Consider the following 15,831-nt stretch of genomic DNA (forward strand, 5'->3'; position numbering starts at 1 on the left):
GCGGGGCCGCGGCCGGGTCGACCAGCTGCGGGCGTCGGCTGCGCGCACGGCGTCGAGCACCCGCGCGACATCGCGCACGGGGTCGGCGAAGATGTCGGCGCTGCACACGGAGACGTACTCCCAGCCCAGCTCGCGCAGACGCGCCGCGCGCAGCAACTCCCGCTCGCGGGTGTCGCCCGTGCGGGCGTAGCGGGGACCGTCGGACTCGACCGCGACGACGGCGTGGCCGGTGTGGTGCGGGTCCTCGACGACGAGGTCGATCGGCTGGCCGCCCTCGCCGTACCGTTCGCGCACGACCAGCCCTTCCTGCCGCAGTCGCACCGCGAATTCCGCAAGCACCGGGTCGGATCCGGGACGATCCGGGGCCTTGGCCAGCACGTCCGGCTCGCCGCCGGCGCCAGCAGCCCCCTCGTCGGAGGCGCCGTCTGCCACACCAGCGGCGTCGCCGGCATCAGCGTCGGGCGCGTCGGCGCGGAAGTCGACGGTGGCCTCGACTCGCTCGTGCAGCGCAGGCCGCCCTTCGCGAGCGGCGAACTCCAGCAGCTCGCGCAGCAGGGTCGCGCCCCGCGAGCGCAGCCGCCCGTCCAGTTCGTCGGGGGTCACGGCGGAGACCACGGTCAAGCGGCGCCGCGGCGTCATGAGCGCCACGGCCAGCGCCCGTTCGCCCTCGTCGCGGGAGAGCACACCGAGGCTGTCGCCGCCCGCGGCCGACACCGGATCGATGCCGACGGAGAGGATGACCGCGTCCCGCGAATAGCCCGCCAGTTCCTCCAGCGGCACGACGAGCACCGGCTCCCGGCGATGCTCGTCGAAGAAGTCGACGACATCCGGGTCGCGCTCGGCGTCGAGCCGCTCCCGCAGCCGCTCCCGCAGCCGGGTCGCGTGTTCGGTGCTGACGCCGACGAGGGCCAGGCTCTCGGTGGGGCGCATGACCGCGTGGTTGAGCACGAGATCGACGGCCTTGTCGGCCTCGGCGTCGCGCAGGTCGGGCAGGGGCTGGTCGGCGCCGCGGGAGCCGGCCCGGGCGCCGGGCACGACGGAGGTGGCCTCGTCCTCTCCCGGGTCGACGAGCACGAGCCGCACGGCCTGACTGCCGGCCGATCCGGCTCCGGGCATCGCCTGCACCGCACCGTCGTAGAAGTGGTCGTTGGCGAACGCCACGAGCCGCTCGTCGAACCCGCGGTAATGCTGGCGCAGCGTCAACAGGTCCAGGTGCGGGCCGAGCACGTCGAGCAGCCCGGGCGCGGCCGGCTGCCCCTGGTGGCTGGGCGCGGGAGCTCCCGGCCGGGCGACGCTGGTGGTGAACGGTCGGGGCGACAGCTGCCGCGAGTCGCCGACGATCAGTACCTGCCGGGCGCGGGCGAACGCCGAGACCACATGCGCCGGGTCCTGGCGACCCGCGTCCTCGACGATGACGACGTCGAAGAGCTCCTTGGGCGGCAGCGCCGAGGCGACGACGAGCGGGCTGGCCAGCCAGACCGGCCGCGCGGCGAGCACCAGCTCGGGGGCGCCCTGCACCAGCCGGTCGACCGGCAGATGCCCGGAGGCGCGGGACGCCTCGCCCTGCACGAGGCGCAGCTGCTCGCGGTGCTCGGCGGCCGCGGCGCGGGTGGCCTGGGCATGGCGAGCCAACACGGTCTCCACGCTGGTGCGCTGGCAGGCGGTGTCGAGGGTGGCGTAGTCACCGACGTCCTGCCGCAGCTTGACCGCGTCGTGCCCACCGACCCGCTCGTCGTCGCGGGCCACCTCGTCGAGCACCGAGCGCCACCACACGAATTCCATTTCGGCGCCAGTGAACTCGGGGCCGACCCGACGGTTGGCCAGGTCGTCGGCGAGCGGCCCCAGACCCATCGCGGCGAGCTCATCGAGAATCGGCACGACCCGCGGCAGCACCGCCAGCCGGTCGCCGCGGCCGGCGAGTCGGGCCAGCCGGGCCCGCAACTCCTCCAGCGCAGTGCCGTGCAGGTCGCCCCCCTCGCTGGTGCCCGGGAGGCGCTGCGCGAGCCAGAGCAGTTGGGCGTCCAGCCCGTTCCAGCGCTCGCGGCCCCGGTCCAGTTCTTTGGGCACGCGCGGGGTCGACGCGCCGCCGGACAGGCGTCGCCAGGTCACGGTCTGCTCGTGGGCGCGCACCAGCGCCAGGTGCAGATCGTCGATCGCCGCGCCGTCGCGCACGAAGTCGCGGGTGCGTCGGCGCAGGCGCCACCGGCTCCACCACGACTGCCGCAGGTCGTTGCGCTCGCGGTAGTCGGCGTCGCCGGTCGCGCCGAGAAACGGTAGGAGGTCGATGGAGAACACCTCGGGGTGCAGCACCTGCAGGGTGTCCCGCACCCCCTCGAGCAGCCCGATCGCGGTGCCCCAGTCGGCGGGCACCCGCGCGGGCGCCAGCCCCACGGAACCCACGAGACCGTCCAGCGCCTCGCGATCGGCCTCCAGCTCGTGCGCGCTGAGATCCTGGGTGGTCTGCAGCGCGCGAGCGCGGGCCGACTCGTCGGTGATCCGGGCGCCGGACCAGGGGTCGCGGCGGCGGTCCTCCGACCAGGCGCCGGCCGTCGCGGCCTTGGTCAGCAGCTCGCCCGCGCGGGCGGCGGCGGCCGGATCCAGCGCCTTGAGGGTGTCGCCGGACAGCCGAACCCGGGAGGTCGGTGGGCGACGCGGGCGGGTCAGCCGGGCCAGGGCGGCCAGGCCGTCGAAGACGCTGACCCCCCAGGGCTGACGCAGTTCGTGCATCGCGTCGCGATGGGCGTCGAGGCGCACGCGGCGGGCGCCGATGGCGTCGGCGACCTCCCCGACATCCGGCTCGCGCGTCGAGGGCGCGTCGTCGATCGCGTCGCGGACCGCGGCGGCCACCTGCCCGCGGTCGAGGCCGCCCTCGCCGACACGCACGAGCACCTGCTCCAGGCCCAGGTCGGTGAGCCGCTCGGCGAGGTCGACGAGGGGGTTGGCGGCCTCGCTGACGACGAGCACCGACTTGCCCTCGGCGACCAGTGCGGCGGCGACAGTGGCGACCGTCTGGGTGCGGCCGGTGCCCGCCGGGGCATCCAGGGCGACATCGCGCCCGGCGCGCACCGCCGCGACGACCTGCCGCTGGGCGCGGTCGGTGCCCAGCACGAGCACCTCCCGCCCGGTGACCGGCTGCGGCTCCTGGGACTGCGCCGCAGACGCCGGCGTGAGGTCCGCCTTGAGTGCGCCGGCCTCCAACGCCCCACTCGCCTCCGCTAGCTGCGCGACGAGGCGGCTCTGCGCGAGGGTCGACCCGTGCGCCACGAGGTCGGCGACCAGCGGCAGCTTGGCGTAGGAGAACGGAGCGACGATCTTGCGGTCGGCGATGCGGAAGCCGGGCACGCCACGACACATGCGGGTCAGCTCGCGGAACACCGGCATCGGGTCGAACCGGCGGGCCGAATGCGCGAGCGCCGCCACCGCCTCCGGGTCGATGTCGATGCCCTGCTCGGAGGAGAGGTAGTGCGCCAGCACCGGGTTGATCTCCACGGCCGCGGACAGGTCGATGTCGTAGTCGCGGTGGCTGGGGTCGGTGGGCGCCAGCCGGCAGCCTCGCAGCAACACCGGCGCCAACGGCGCACGCCGGGCCCCCGGGACGTTCCACGTGGCCATGCCGATCGCCATGAACCCGGCCGACAGGCCCCGCTCCTGGGCCAGTTCGACGGTCTTGTGCTGGATCGCCTCCGCGCGCTCCCGGGCGTGCGCGAACGCCGAGCGCTCCCGCACGAGATCCGACAACCGGGTCGCGCGGCCCGCCATGAGCATCGACACCCCACCGGGGTGCGCGGTGCTCAGATCGAGGGAGCCGCCGGGGTTCTCGTCGAACCACAGCAGCGTGTTCGGCCCGCCGGCGTCGACGAGCCGCCGCTGCCAGCCCTTGAGGGCGCGCGCCACCGACTCCTGGGTCTGCGCGCTGCGCGGTTCCTGCTGCCGACCGCCGGTGCGCTCGGCGGAGTCGGATCGGTCGCGGGAGGGGGTGGAGCTCACCGGCGAATCCTATCGTCCGCGCACGAGACCGCTCGCGACCTCGGCCGCAGCACCCGCTCCGAGTCGGCGCGCGGCAGCGCCGTGCCCTGGCAGCAGGCTGGGGCCAGCCGGTTCAGCGGCTGAGCACGAGTGCGTCGCCGACGGCCCGCTGCGCGCTGCCCGAGACCGTGTTGATCACCCGGTTGTTGATGACCATCGTCGTCGAGCCGCCCCCGTCGAGGTTGACGGCGTCGACCATGCCGAGGCTGCGGGCGACCCGAGCGGCCTCCACGAGGGAGGCCCCGACGCTCGTGGTGCGCCGCCCGTCGATGGTGACGAGCATGATCCGCCCGTCGGCCTTGCGGCCGATGATCGAGCGGGGGTGGCGGCCGGAGAGTTGGGCGGTGCCGGTGTTGCTGATGACTTTGCCGTCGCGCACCAGCCGGTAGCGACCGGTGACTCCGTAGGTGTCCTTGTTCAGCCCGAGCTTCTCCCCGGAGGAGGTGTACACGCCCTCGTCGAAGCGGACGCAGCTGCCCGGCGCCTCCCGCAGGATCTGCGCGGCGCGATCACCCGTGCCCTGGATGGAGAACTGGGCGCTGCTCAGCCGAGTTCCACGGGTCGAGCTGACGCGCACGAGGCACCCGTCGGGGCCGAACACGGCCTCCGCCCCGGGCCCGCCGGGGGTGGCGGCGGCGTACCGCGGTGAGAAGCGCACGAGCTCGCCCTTGGTGCCGGCGCAGGCGGCGGCGTCGGGGTTCTCGCCGGTGCAGGCCGCCGGCACCCGCGGGGTGCGGTTGACGCCGGCGAGGGTGCGGCGCTTGCCGGTCTTACGGTCCTCCACGTAGCCGCGCCACGTGAACTGCCCCATGCGCAGCCGGCCGCGGTCGGCGTCGATGAGCACGTTGTGTTCGGCGCCGGTGCCGGTCTGTTCGCTGGTGACGGTGCCCGCGGAGACGGCCAGGCCGACGGGGTCGCCGCGCAGGCCCGCGGGGGCGTTGATGTTGAAGAAGCTGGCGTTCATCGCGACGCGCGCCCCGGCGTAGGCGGACAGCGCGGAGGTCGTCTCCGGCGCCATGAGCGTCGGGCCGTAGGTGGTGCGCAGTTTGAGGTTGCTGCGCTTGGGGTCGATCGTGATGGCGTTGACGCGCCACGGTCCGGTCGTGGTGCGGTCGATGCGCGCGGGGGTGGCGGTGGTCTCGCCCCGCTCGATGTAGTGGCGCACCACGCCGGGCGCCACGGCGGTGACCGTCCGCTTCTCCGGCAATCCCTTGTCGCCGAGGGGCAGTTCGTCGCGGCTGGGTGCGGCGGGCAGCGCCGCGACGGGAGCGCCGGCGGCCACGAAACTGCTGGCGGTGCTTGCCGTGCTGGCGGTGCTTGCCGAGGCGCCGCTGTGGGCCTGAGCCGGGGCCGCGATCAGCGGCGCGGCGACGGCGGCCGCGACGGCGCCGACCATGGTCAGCCGAGGCAGGCTGCGGGACGGGTGATGCGGTGGGGTGTGCGATGCGCGGTGCGACTGGACGCGCTTGTCGTGGGCGCGCTTGTCGTCGGTGGTGGGGCGCAGTGCGGTCATGGGTCGGGTCCATCCGTGGGTTCGGCGCGATGACGGTCGGAGCACCGGCGTGACTGGCCCGGCACCAAGTGTCGAGGGTAGCCCGCAGGGGGCCCTGACAAGGCCCTGATCGCCCGAAGCTGCCCGCGGCACAGCGGCCGGGCCGAATATCGTTGAGCGCCACCGGGTTCACCGGGGCGCGCCGTAGTCGCGGCGTGGCCGCGGAGTGGACACCCCGCCCGCTCGCCTGGTGGACATTCGTCCGGTTGTGAGTTGACTCACCGGCAGCGCCCAGCAAAGGTGGGCTCGATTAACTATTCTCTTGTGCCCCCGGAGGGTTCACCCGCTGATGAGCGACCTCGAGCGCCCCAATAAGTCCGTCCGTACTATCCCTGCCGAGGGACCGATGGTGCGCCCCCGGCGTACCCGCCCGCGGATGGGGTGGCGGTCGATGGCCTACTCGGCGACCGGCGGGCTGTGGAATCCCGGCCCCAGCGAGAAGGAGCAGCGACACCGCGACCGCGAAGACCAGATCGCGACGCAGCTGCGCGGCAAGCACGTGACGGCGTTCTTCTGCCTCAAGGGCGGGGTGAGTAAGACGTCGACGACGGCCGCGACCTCCGTGGCGCTGGCCGATCTGCGACCCGACCCGGTGTTCGCGATCGACGCCAACCCGGACGCCGGTGACCTGGCGGAGCGGCTCGTGGGGCGGCAGCTGGCCGGCATCACGTCGCTGTCCCGCAACGTCGACCGGATCAGCTCGCTGGAGGACTTGTCGCAGTTCACGGTGACCGCGGGTCGGCTGACGGTGCTGCCCGGTGAGCCGAACCCCGTGCTCGGCGACTCGCTGAGCTCGGCGGACTTCGAGCAGATTCTCGGCGTCGTGCAGCGCTACTACTCCTATGTTCAGGTCGACTGCGGCACGGGTGTCACGCACCCGCTGATGCACGGCATCCTCAAGTACGCGACGACGGTCGTGGTGCCCGCGGCGTGGTCGGTGACCGGCGCGCGCCGTGCCGCGGAGACGATCGACTGGCTGGAGAACAACGGCTTCGAGCACCTGGCCCGCACGAGCATCTGCGTGTTGACGGCCAAGGACATCGTCAGCCGCAGCGTCGACAAGCAGGCGGTGCTAGAGCACCTGGGTAAGGCGGCGGACCTGGTCGTTGTGCCGGCGGACCCGCACATGGCCGACGGTGGCACCTTCGACTGGGACCTGCTGCGCCCGCACACGCGCGAGGCGTTCCTCGACATCGGCGAGGCGATCACCCGGCGCTTCGACCGCCCCGCCCAGGAGATCGCTGAGGCCGAGCCGGTGCTCGGCGGGGCGTTGGCCGACAAGGCGCTGCGCACGCCGCCGGTCATCCCCTCGGCCGCCGGCTCGCAGGACGCCTACGCCCGCGCCGAGCGCGCTCGGCGCAGCACCGACCGCCCCGCCGATGACAGGCACACCGACGACGCCGCGAAGGCGCCCCAGAACGCCTGAGCGCCGGGCCGCCCATCCTCGATCGGAGGCCGACGTTGGGGCCGCGCCCTCCGGGTTACCCTGGCAGCACGGCCCCACGCCCTCGTAGCTCAGGGGATAGAGCACCGCTCTCCTAAAGCGGGTGTCGCAGGTTCGAATCCTGCCGGGGGCACCACACAAAACCGCAGGTCACAACTCCACGAGGCCTCGAGCACCGCCCTGCGATTCCTGACTCAATCATTACCCTCGCTTGACGAGACTCTCCGAGTCGAGGTGAGATTCTGATTCCCTCGATACCGGGTGCGAGCGGAGGGGATTCTGCTGGTGGAGCCGTTTGTCTCAACATGAATCAAGCAGTCAACACGAGCCAGCGTTTGGCGCAGTCGAACAACTGGAGGACCACCGCGTGCTGACGGGTTGGATGGTCGAGGGCCGGGGGCGTCGCATGACGCTCCCGGCGCTTGCCGCCGTGCTCGCGATGCTGATGAACGGGTGCGCAAGTGGGTCGCCGGAGTCAAGCGAGACAGTGCCCGTGACTCAGACGGTGGCGCAGGTTCTGCCGGCGTCCTCAGGCGGCGCGGGGAGTGTGGCGCTGGTTGCGTTGACGGCGGATGAGCAGTTCTTCCTGGATCAGTCGGTCCAGGTGTTGGCGAGTGAGTGCATGAAGAAGCAGGGGCTGGCGTACCAGCCGACAGCCACGCAGCAGCGTGGGGCTCAATCGAACGGCGACCCCACAGCTGATCAGCTTCGGCAGGGGTACCAGATCAGCAAGAGCGCCAAGGAGACCAACCTCAAGGACGTCAATGCCGAACGACTGAACGCGCTGACCGGCGATCAGCGTCAGGCGTGGGACGCGGCATTCTTCGGTGATCCCTCGAAGCGGGTCGCCGTGACGTTCCCGGACGGGTCGACCATCTCCGACGGGGGGAACGGGTGCCTGGCCGACGCACGCGCGCAGATCTATGGCAGCGTCCCGGCGTCGTTGGTTTCTGATCACGCGCCAGCTTTTCTCGTCGGCGATAAAGCCCGTAACGCGTTGATGCAGCGCAGTGACTACCGCTCGGTCGTCACGAACTGGCAGCAGTGTCTGGCCCGCAAGGGCGTCGACGTCTCCCCCCAGGCGGACATCGGGTTGGACGAGGCGTTGCGGCAGTACGGTTTGCTCCCTCGAGCCGAGGCCGATGCCTACGCGGCTCGACTGGCCCCGGCTGATGCTGCGTGCCAGCGCGCTACGGGCATCCACGAGCTGCGCGCGCGCCTTCTCCAAGAGAATGCGACGACGTTGAAGTCGTCCTCGGGTCTGGATGCTGCCGGAGTCATCCTCCTACGCAGGCAGTCCGTCGAACGCGCCCGTGCGATCGTGCTCGCCGGTGGAACCACGGCCACGACTCCATGAAGAGGTCACAGGCAGCGATAGGCGTCGCCGCGTGCCTGGTAGCGGCCACGGCGGGATTCCTCACGGGCCGGCTAGCGGTCGGGACACCCGAGGCGGCTCGCTCCGAGAACGTCCCGCCGGTCACCGCGAAGGTCGTCCAGGGCCAGGTCACTCAGACGGTCGACGTGCCGCTGGCCATGACATCTGCCTGGACCACCACGGTGACCTCCCCCGCGCAAGGACCGCGCCACGTCGCGACCCGCGTCGACGCCTCCGAGGGTCAGCCCGTGAGGGTGTGCACCTCGCCGGTCGCAGTCAATGACGTCCCGATAGTCCTCATGAACGGCTCGACACCACTGTTTCGGGACATGAGCGTCGGGAACAGAGGCACGGATGTCGCCGGCCTGCAGGCAGGCTTGAAGGCCTGCGGCCTGCAGGTGAGCGACCCTGCGGGTACTTTGGGCCGCAGCACCCTCGATGCCTGGAACAAACTCGCCAGGAGCGGCGCCAATCCGGCCGAGGTCGTCGGCTGGCGCCAAGTCGTCATGCTCCCCGCCGGTATCACGCAGGCGACCGTGGCCCAGGTGCCGTCGGCTGGCGCCACCGTCGGGGCGAACGAGCCACTCATCAGCCTGAGCGCGGGTACGCAGATCGCCGTAGGCGGCACAAGCCCCAGCACTGCAACAGCTCTCCGCAAGGGGCAGACGGTCCCGGTCACGTTGACCTCCGGCAAGGAGGTCCAAGGGACGATTCACGCGATCAGCGCACCCCAAGCCGCGCCGGACCCCAACGCCGGCGATGCTGCGGAGCCGGCGGCCGACGGGCGTCAGGACCCCGCCACGGTCCCCCCGGGTCAGTCCCGCCTCGAGATCACCCTTCCATCACCCTCGACGGACGACGCGCCGATCTCCGCCACAATCGTCGTCGCCGACTCTCCTGCGTCCAGCCTGGCCGTCCCACTAGCGGCCCTCACCTCTTGCGGCGCCGCGGCGTGCGTCCACGTCCTCGACGGCGACATCTCCCGCGAGGTCACCGTCCGCACTGGGCTATCGAGTTCGCGACTCGTCGTCGTATCCCCCATCGATGGACAGCTCACCGTCGGTGACGCGGTCGTCGTGGAGGGACCGTGACAGCACTCGTCACCTGGAACCAGGTGACCAAGCGGTACCGTCCGGACGGGCGTGACGTGCTCAACGGCATCGATCTCACCGTCGAACGCGGCGACTACATCTCCATCCGCGGTGCCAGCGGCTCGGGCAAGACCACCCTGCTCAACCTGCTCGGCATGGTCGACCGACCCACCACCGGCACGCGGACCTTCGACGGCGTTACCCTCGAAGACCTATCCCGAGGCAAGGAAGCTCTCACGCGCCGGCGCATCGCGTTCGTGTTCCAGGAGTTCTACCTCATCGATGACATCTCCACCCTGGACAACGTCGCCCTGTCCCTCGTCTACCGCGGCGTCCCCGGCCCAATCCGGAACCAGCGCGCATTGGAGGAACTGAGCGCCGTCGGCCTAGACGAATACGCCGACACCTCGGTCCTGGAACTCTCCGGCGGGCAACGCCAACGCATCGCACTCGCCAGAGCACTGGTCTCCAAGCCCGACCTCCTCCTGTGCGACGAACCCACCGGCAGCCTCGACCCCGCCAGCGCGCAGCTGGTCATGGACATCCTCGCCACCGCCCACACCAGCGGAACCACGGTCATCGTCGTCACCCACTCACCCGAGGTCGCCCTGGCCGCCCAGCGCCGATGGACCGTCGAGGCCGGCGCGCTCATCGAATCGCCGGCCCCCTGACATGGTGGCCGTCACCAGAGCGCGGAACCCCGGCCCATGGAGCGTCCTGGCCGAGGCATGGCGTCCCATCGCTCGTAGCCCGTTCAAAGCGCTCCTGGCGGCCATCGGCGTCGCGATCGGAGTCGCCGCCTTCGTCATGCTCGCTGGCATGCAAGGCATGAACGACGCCGCTCTCGTCCAACGCCTCGACGCCGCATCCTCCAACCAAGTCGAAGCAACTGTCGAGCTGCACCGGCTTCCCGCGACACTGCGCGACCCCCGAGGCATCGCAGCCTCCGGCGACTCCCTAGGCCTCGCCCAAGGATTCGTCTCATGGCGCATGTCCGAACCCCAGGTCCAAAGGGCAAGACCCGACGGAACAACCACCGTCCGGGCCTGGCCCGTCGTCGCCCTCACCCCCGACGTCCAAGACCGCACCGACATCACCACCGACCGCCCCTGGCCTCTCCTGTTCAGCAGCCCCCGCACCGCCCTCGTCGGATCAGGACTGGTCCGCACCGAGAACATCCGCCCCGGCGAGACCCTCACCATCGACGGGCACCACGTCACCGTCGTCGGCACCATCACCGACAGCAGCTCACGCCCCGACCTGCTCCTGTCCGTGGTCGTCTCCGACGAGACCTCCACAGCAGCCTTCGGCCCGCCCGAAAGCGTCACCTTCTCCGGCTACGCACCCCCAGCCGGCGCACCCAAATACGCCGCAGCACTCCCACGGGTCCTCGCACCCCACCACGAAGAGGCCGTCCAATCACAAGCGGTCGAGGACGCCCGCGGAGCCGTAGCCCTCATCGGACAAGACATCCTCTCCGGCACCCGCTATATCGGCCTTTCCGCAGCCCTTCTCGGGGCACTGATGGTCGGCATCATCCAATACTCGTCGGTCATCGAAAAGCTCGGTACCTACGCGCTGAAGAAGTCTCTCGGCGCCACGAGCCGGCAACTGTTCACCGAACTCTTTCTCCACTCCGCGATCATCGGACTCACCGGTGGCCTCCTCGGCCTCACCGCAGCAGCCCTCGGCCTCACCACCATCGCAACTGCCACCGCAGGCACCGCCTACATCGCGCCCTGGGTCCCCATCGCCGCAGTCACCGGCGCCAGCCTCGTCGGCGGCCTCGCCGGAGCAGCAGCCGGCGCCCGCGCCGCTCTCGTCGACCCCATCGCCTTCATCCGACGCTGAATCCGGGCTACCACGCCCCCGGTCAAGGTCGACATCAACACCGTCGAGCGATGGATCACCGGCGGTCGAGTTCCCCATCGACGCGCCCGGGTCGGTTGACGCCGCTCTCCACGCACTTTGCTGCGTTGCCGCCGCGCTGCACCTCGGCGAGCCCTACTTATGGCCGGCGGCAACACCCGATCACCAGGTCGAGACTGCGACGAAACGGACGTTCGCCGCCTTTCACCCCAACCGCAACTCTATCCCCGCCCAGCGCCGGCTCGATGTCGCCGCAACGCCAAGGAGAACATCGACCTCTGGGCTTCCGCCGACAACTTCCAACACGACAGCCTCGACGACTTCTTCGGCATCGTCGCCGACCGCGTGGGAAAGGGCGCCAGAGTCCGCCTACTCTTCGGAGATCCCGAATCGAAAGCTGTTGTAATCCGAAGTTTCGGGAAGGGCCTCGGCGATGGACTCGCAGGTCGTGGGGTACGTCACACATTTGGCCCCTCGCTTCTCACCTCACAACCCTTGCTGGCCCCAGCTCACGGCGGTAGCTTTAACTACCTTCTCTCCCAACCGTTTTGGAGGATCTATGCTCACGTCCCAAATGGCGCTACTCTCCCTATTAGTCGCCGCTCCCCTGGCGGTACCGTCCACCTCGCTCGCACCCGTTGAGACGGCCATGCCGGCACCCAGCGCGAGTTCGGCTTCGGCAGCCAGCAAGGCGTCGGGTGCGCCAGCCCGACCCATCGCCACCTACCGCACCTACAAGAACGCGGCGACCGGCTTCTGCTTGGATAGCAATGCAAAGAAGCAGGTCTACAGTCACGCCTGCAACGGGGGCTCATATCAGAAGTGGCAAGTAATTCAGCGACCGGGACGCAGTATCTTCACCTTCAAGAACCTGGCCACTGGTTACTGCTTAGATAGCAATGACGGCAAGAAGGTCTACACCCACAAATGCAACAGTGGCTCCAACCAGCGCTGGCGCGTCTCGAATGTGGATGGCGCGCGCGTGTTGAAGAACCTCGCAACAAGCTTCTGCCTAGACAGCAACGCCGGGAGGAAGGTCTACACACTTGATTGTAACGGCGGATCCTACCAGAAATGGACTGCACGCTAGCTCGCACTTGAGCGTGCGGTCCAACTTTCCGAACGCAGAAGGTTGACGGAGCGTTTCACCAAAGCCGCCACCTCGCCTGCATGTCAGATCGTGAGGATTTTCCTTACGGGTTCGAAGGCGCGCTTCGCGCGCAGCTGGCCGGCCTTCGGCTCCGCTGGCGCACGACGAAGACGCCCCAGATCAAGGAGCTCGGAGACGCTTCGCCGTCGACGAACACCGCCACGTCTGAGTGCGAAGAGTCATCTTCCGCCTCCGACCCAACGAAAAGCAACTGCCCAGTTCAGCGCGCGGAAAGGGCTACCGACGGCCAGGTCCGACGAGGCTCCTAAAGCGGTTCTCGCTGGTTCGAGTCCCTGCGTGGGGCACTACTCAGAATGCAGACCTGGCTCCGTCCCGCATTGGGACGGAGCCAGCTCTGTTTGATCGCCCGCTGGTCAGCGGTGGCCGTGGCCGCGCTTGGGCTCGCAGGGCTTGTCGGTCAGGTCGAGGTTGCCGCCACGGTAGGAGTCGCGCGCGAGGCGGTAGCCGCGCCAGGGCTCGACGACGACGCGGTCACCGGGCTTGGCGGCCAGCTCCTTGTCGAAGGTGTTCACCTTGGTGCCGTTCAGGTAGTAGTCGACACCCTTGGCCCACGCGAACCGCACAGTGTCCTTGTCGACGCCACACTTGTCGGTGACATTGGGGGCGACGGCCTTGACGACGCGGTGGTGGCGCGGACGCTCGCACCGGACGTCGCTGAGCTCGACGTTTCCGCCGCGGTAGGAGTCGCGCGCGAGCCGGTAGCCGCGCCAGGTCTCGACGCGGATCTTGTCGCCGGGCTTGGCCGCGAGGTCGGCGTCGAACGACGTGACCTTCTTGTCGTTCAGGTAGTAGTCGACGCCCTTGGTCCAGGCGAAGCGCACCTTGTCGTTCTCGACGCCGCACTTGTCGGTGAACGTCGGCTTGGCCGCCGACACGGGCCGCTGCCGATCCCGACGGTCGCGGCACGGGTTGTCGACCTTGTAGGTCTTCTCGGAGCGCTTGGTGACGACCTTCAGGCCCAACGTGTGCGCCCTCGACTTCACACTCGAACTGCGGCCCATCGATCCGCCGTCGAGTTGCACCCGCGTGTGGCGGGTGGTGGCGCGGGCCACCGACGTGCCGTCCTCACAGGACAGCGAGTAGTCCCCGTCGCGGGCCGGCGGGCCGCTCACCGCGGCGTGCGCTGTGCCCGACAACCCCGTCAAACCGCTGGCCAGCAGGCCCGCCGCCGTGATCGTCACAAGTGTGCGCTGGCGTAGAAACATAGAACCCTCCTCATTGAGGGGGTGCCGACCGAACTACCCCTTGTCGAACGGCCCGGCGTGATTCCCCGCGCTGAACCTACGCCCGCACAGACTCCCCTGTCATAGCCAGTTCCTTACAGTCAGATCACGATTGGGTGCCAACACTCAGTCACCACGGGAGTACCGAGGCGCGGGGAGCGCCCGCACTCGAGCGTGACCCGCCGGACCCGGGTGGTTCGGTCACTGCCCGCACGAGTACCGCAGGTCGGCGAACAGCAACGCGTTGAGCCTGCGGCGCAGGCGCCCGGTCCGGTCGGGCGTATCCGGTCAGCGCGGACGTAGCGGATTCTTGACGTACTTCGGCGCGGGCCGATTTCTCAACGTGCAGGTCAGGCGCTTGGGCACCGACGGACAGGGTCCGCGAGTACGTCGAGAATCCGCTACGTCCGCCGCGCCCAGCCGACGAGGCCGGGGGGTGGGCCGCGCCGCACCGCTTGAGGACGGCGATCAGCGAGCTTGGGCGCCGCCCAGGCGGCGCAGGGCGTGCGCACCGTGGCTCGATTCGATGTGGCGGGCCATGAGGTCGGCCGCGGCTCCGGCATCACCGGCGACGACGTGGTCGAGCAGGTCTCGATGTTCCTGCGCCTTGGCGACCAGCACTCGGGCGTCCGGATCGGTCTGAAGAGCAAGCCGCCGGTAACGGTCCTGTTTGTCCCAGAGCTGGTCGAGGGCCTCGATGATCGCCTGATTGTGGGAGGCACGGTAGAGGGCTCCGTGGAACTCCCGATGCCGCACCAACTGCTCGACCGAGGGGTCTGCCGGCAGCGGCTCCAGGGCTGCCAAGGCCGCTCGCATCGCCTCGATGTCCGCGCTCGTGCGCCGGTCGGCGGCCAGACCCACCGCCACCGGCTCCAGGGCGCGACGCAACTCCAACAGGTCGCGGGCCTCTTCCGCCCGCAGCGGCGTCACGCGGGCGTCGCGGTGCGAGTCGAGCTCCACCAGCCCCTCGCTCTTGAGGCGGCGCAGCGCCTCCCGCAGGGGTGTCGTGCTGATGCCGAGCTCGGCCGCCAGGTCCCGCTGCTGCATGACCGCCCCAGGCTCGAATTGCCCCGACAGGATGCGATCGCGCACCAGGCGGTAGGCGAAGTCGCTCTTGGTTTCGAACAGGGAGCCGGTCGCCTGGCTCATCGTCACCTCTGATCGCTGTGGCCGGCCGACGTCCCGGGACGGCCGGGACGCCTGCGCCGCGTCGGCTATAACTCGCGGAAACCCTCAGCATGACCCGACCCCTTCTTCGACACAAGCCGCAACGCCCTGACCGGCGACGGAGTCGCCAAGACCGCCTGGAGTGCACCTGGCTTCCCCAGTTGGCCAAGATTGAGCCTTGACGATATAGGTTATAACGAGCAGAATTGAAGGGTGCCAAGGCCGGCTGCACCGCCGGCGCTGCCCATCGGAAGGATGCGCCATGACCACCGCGCACACCCTCGACGCCCGCCAGGCCACCGCCCCGTTGCGCCACGGCGGCCGCGAGTACACCCGCATCGACCTGCCCGCCGTGCTCGGCCAGCACATCGACGCCATCCCCTACGTGCTGCGGATCCTGGCCGAGAACGTCGCCCGCACCGCAGCCGGCGACCGGGCCGACCGGGCGCTGGCCGCCCTTCGCGCCTGGCCACACGGTGCCGCGGGCGACGCCGAGCTTGACCTCACGCCCGGGCGCCTACTCATGCACGACACGACGAGCACCCCCGCCCTCGTCGACATCGCCGCCATGCGCGACGCGCTGGCCGAGGCCGGCCACGACCCCGCGGCGCTGAGCCCGCTGCTACCGGTCGATGTGTCCATCGACCACTCGACCGCCGTCGAGGCGTACGGCCACGCCGACGCCGCCGCACAGAACCTCGGGCACGAGATGCGGCGCAACGCCGAGCGCTTCGCCTTCTTGAAGTGGGCCGCGCAGGTCATGCCGACCGTGCGGCTCAACCCGCCGGGCAGCGGCATCATGCACACCATCAACCTCGAGCAGTTGGCCACCGTCGTGACCACGCAGCAGCGCGACGGCGCGACGTGGGCTGCGCCCGACGTCATGCTCGGCACCGACAGCCACACCCCCATT

At 70.2% G+C, this 15,831-nt stretch carries 11 protein-coding genes and 1 tRNA gene; 8 read left to right on the plus strand and 4 right to left on the minus strand.

All coding sequences use genetic code 11. The features are described 5' to 3' along the window. The coding region (locus KILIM_RS20055; protein ID WP_006594584.1) for a PDDEXK-like endonuclease domain-containing protein at positions 1-3,987 on the minus strand (3,987 nt) is incomplete at its 3' end. A 112-nt stretch (positions 3,988-4,099) separates the two neighbouring features. Further along, positions 4,100-5,539, minus strand: coding sequence for a phosphodiester glycosidase family protein (locus KILIM_RS20060; protein ID WP_006594585.1), 1,440 nt, complete (start codon positions 5,537-5,539; stop codon positions 4,100-4,102). A gap of 328 nt (positions 5,540-5,867) precedes the next feature. On the opposite strand from KILIM_RS20060, the gene KILIM_RS20065 reads away from it, so the two are divergent. The 7 genes from KILIM_RS20065 to KILIM_RS23555 all read left to right on the plus strand — a co-directional run bounded on the left by KILIM_RS20065 (position 5,868) and on the right by KILIM_RS23555 (position 12,447). Next, positions 5,868-7,004: a MinD/ParA family ATP-binding protein gene (locus KILIM_RS20065; RefSeq protein WP_246308496.1), complete on the plus strand. Its 1,137-nt coding sequence runs from the start codon at positions 5,868-5,870 to the stop codon at positions 7,002-7,004. Positions 7,005-7,082: 78 nt separating this feature from the next. Beyond that, a tRNA-Arg gene (locus KILIM_RS20070) sits at positions 7,083-7,158 on the plus strand. A 369-nt stretch (positions 7,159-7,527) separates the two neighbouring features. Beyond that, positions 7,528-8,379 (plus strand): hypothetical protein, encoded by an 852-nt coding sequence (locus tag KILIM_RS20075; RefSeq protein WP_157551852.1) that lies wholly within the window; start codon positions 7,528-7,530, stop codon positions 8,377-8,379. A 347-nt stretch (positions 8,380-8,726) separates the two neighbouring features. Then, the gene (locus KILIM_RS20080; protein WP_157551853.1) at positions 8,727-9,488 is read left to right on the plus strand and encodes an efflux RND transporter periplasmic adaptor subunit; all 762 of its coding nucleotides are present in this window, start codon (positions 8,727-8,729) and stop codon (positions 9,486-9,488) included. Continuing rightward, entirely contained in the window at positions 9,485-10,159 is a 675-nt protein-coding gene (locus KILIM_RS20085; RefSeq protein WP_006594589.1) for an ABC transporter ATP-binding protein, read from the plus strand. The genes KILIM_RS20080 and KILIM_RS20085 overlap by 4 nt, the downstream gene beginning before the upstream one ends. 4 nt (positions 10,160-10,163) lie before the next feature. Further along, positions 10,164-11,339, plus strand: coding sequence for an ABC transporter permease (locus KILIM_RS20090; RefSeq protein ID WP_169330779.1), 1,176 nt, complete (start codon positions 10,164-10,166; stop codon positions 11,337-11,339). Between the two features lie 577 nt (positions 11,340-11,916). Beyond that, on the plus strand, positions 11,917-12,447 hold the full coding sequence (locus KILIM_RS23555; RefSeq protein ID WP_217997143.1) for an RICIN domain-containing protein: 531 nt from the start codon (positions 11,917-11,919) through the stop codon (positions 12,445-12,447). 434 nt (positions 12,448-12,881) lie between these two features. Here the strand turns inward: KILIM_RS23555 and KILIM_RS20095 are convergent, their stop codons facing one another. Then, the gene (locus KILIM_RS20095) at positions 12,882-13,733 is read right to left on the minus strand and encodes a hypothetical protein (protein WP_006594592.1); all 852 of its coding nucleotides are present in this window, start codon (positions 13,731-13,733) and stop codon (positions 12,882-12,884) included. Between the two features lie 486 nt (positions 13,734-14,219). Continuing rightward, positions 14,220-14,900 carry a GntR family transcriptional regulator gene (locus tag KILIM_RS20100; protein WP_006594593.1) on the minus strand — a complete coding sequence of 227 codons (681 nt, stop codon included), beginning with the start codon at positions 14,898-14,900 and terminating at the stop codon, positions 14,220-14,222. Positions 14,901-15,180: 280 nt separating this feature from the next. On the opposite strand from KILIM_RS20100, the gene KILIM_RS20105 reads away from it, so the two are divergent. Further along, the coding region (locus KILIM_RS20105) for an aconitase family protein (RefSeq protein WP_006594594.1) at positions 15,181-15,831 on the plus strand (651 nt) is incomplete at its 3' end.

Origin of the sequence: Kineosphaera limosa NBRC 100340 (assembly GCF_000298215.1) — a bacterium.
In the GTDB taxonomy this organism is placed as follows: Bacteria; Actinomycetota; Actinomycetes; order Actinomycetales; family Dermatophilaceae; genus Kineosphaera; species Kineosphaera limosa.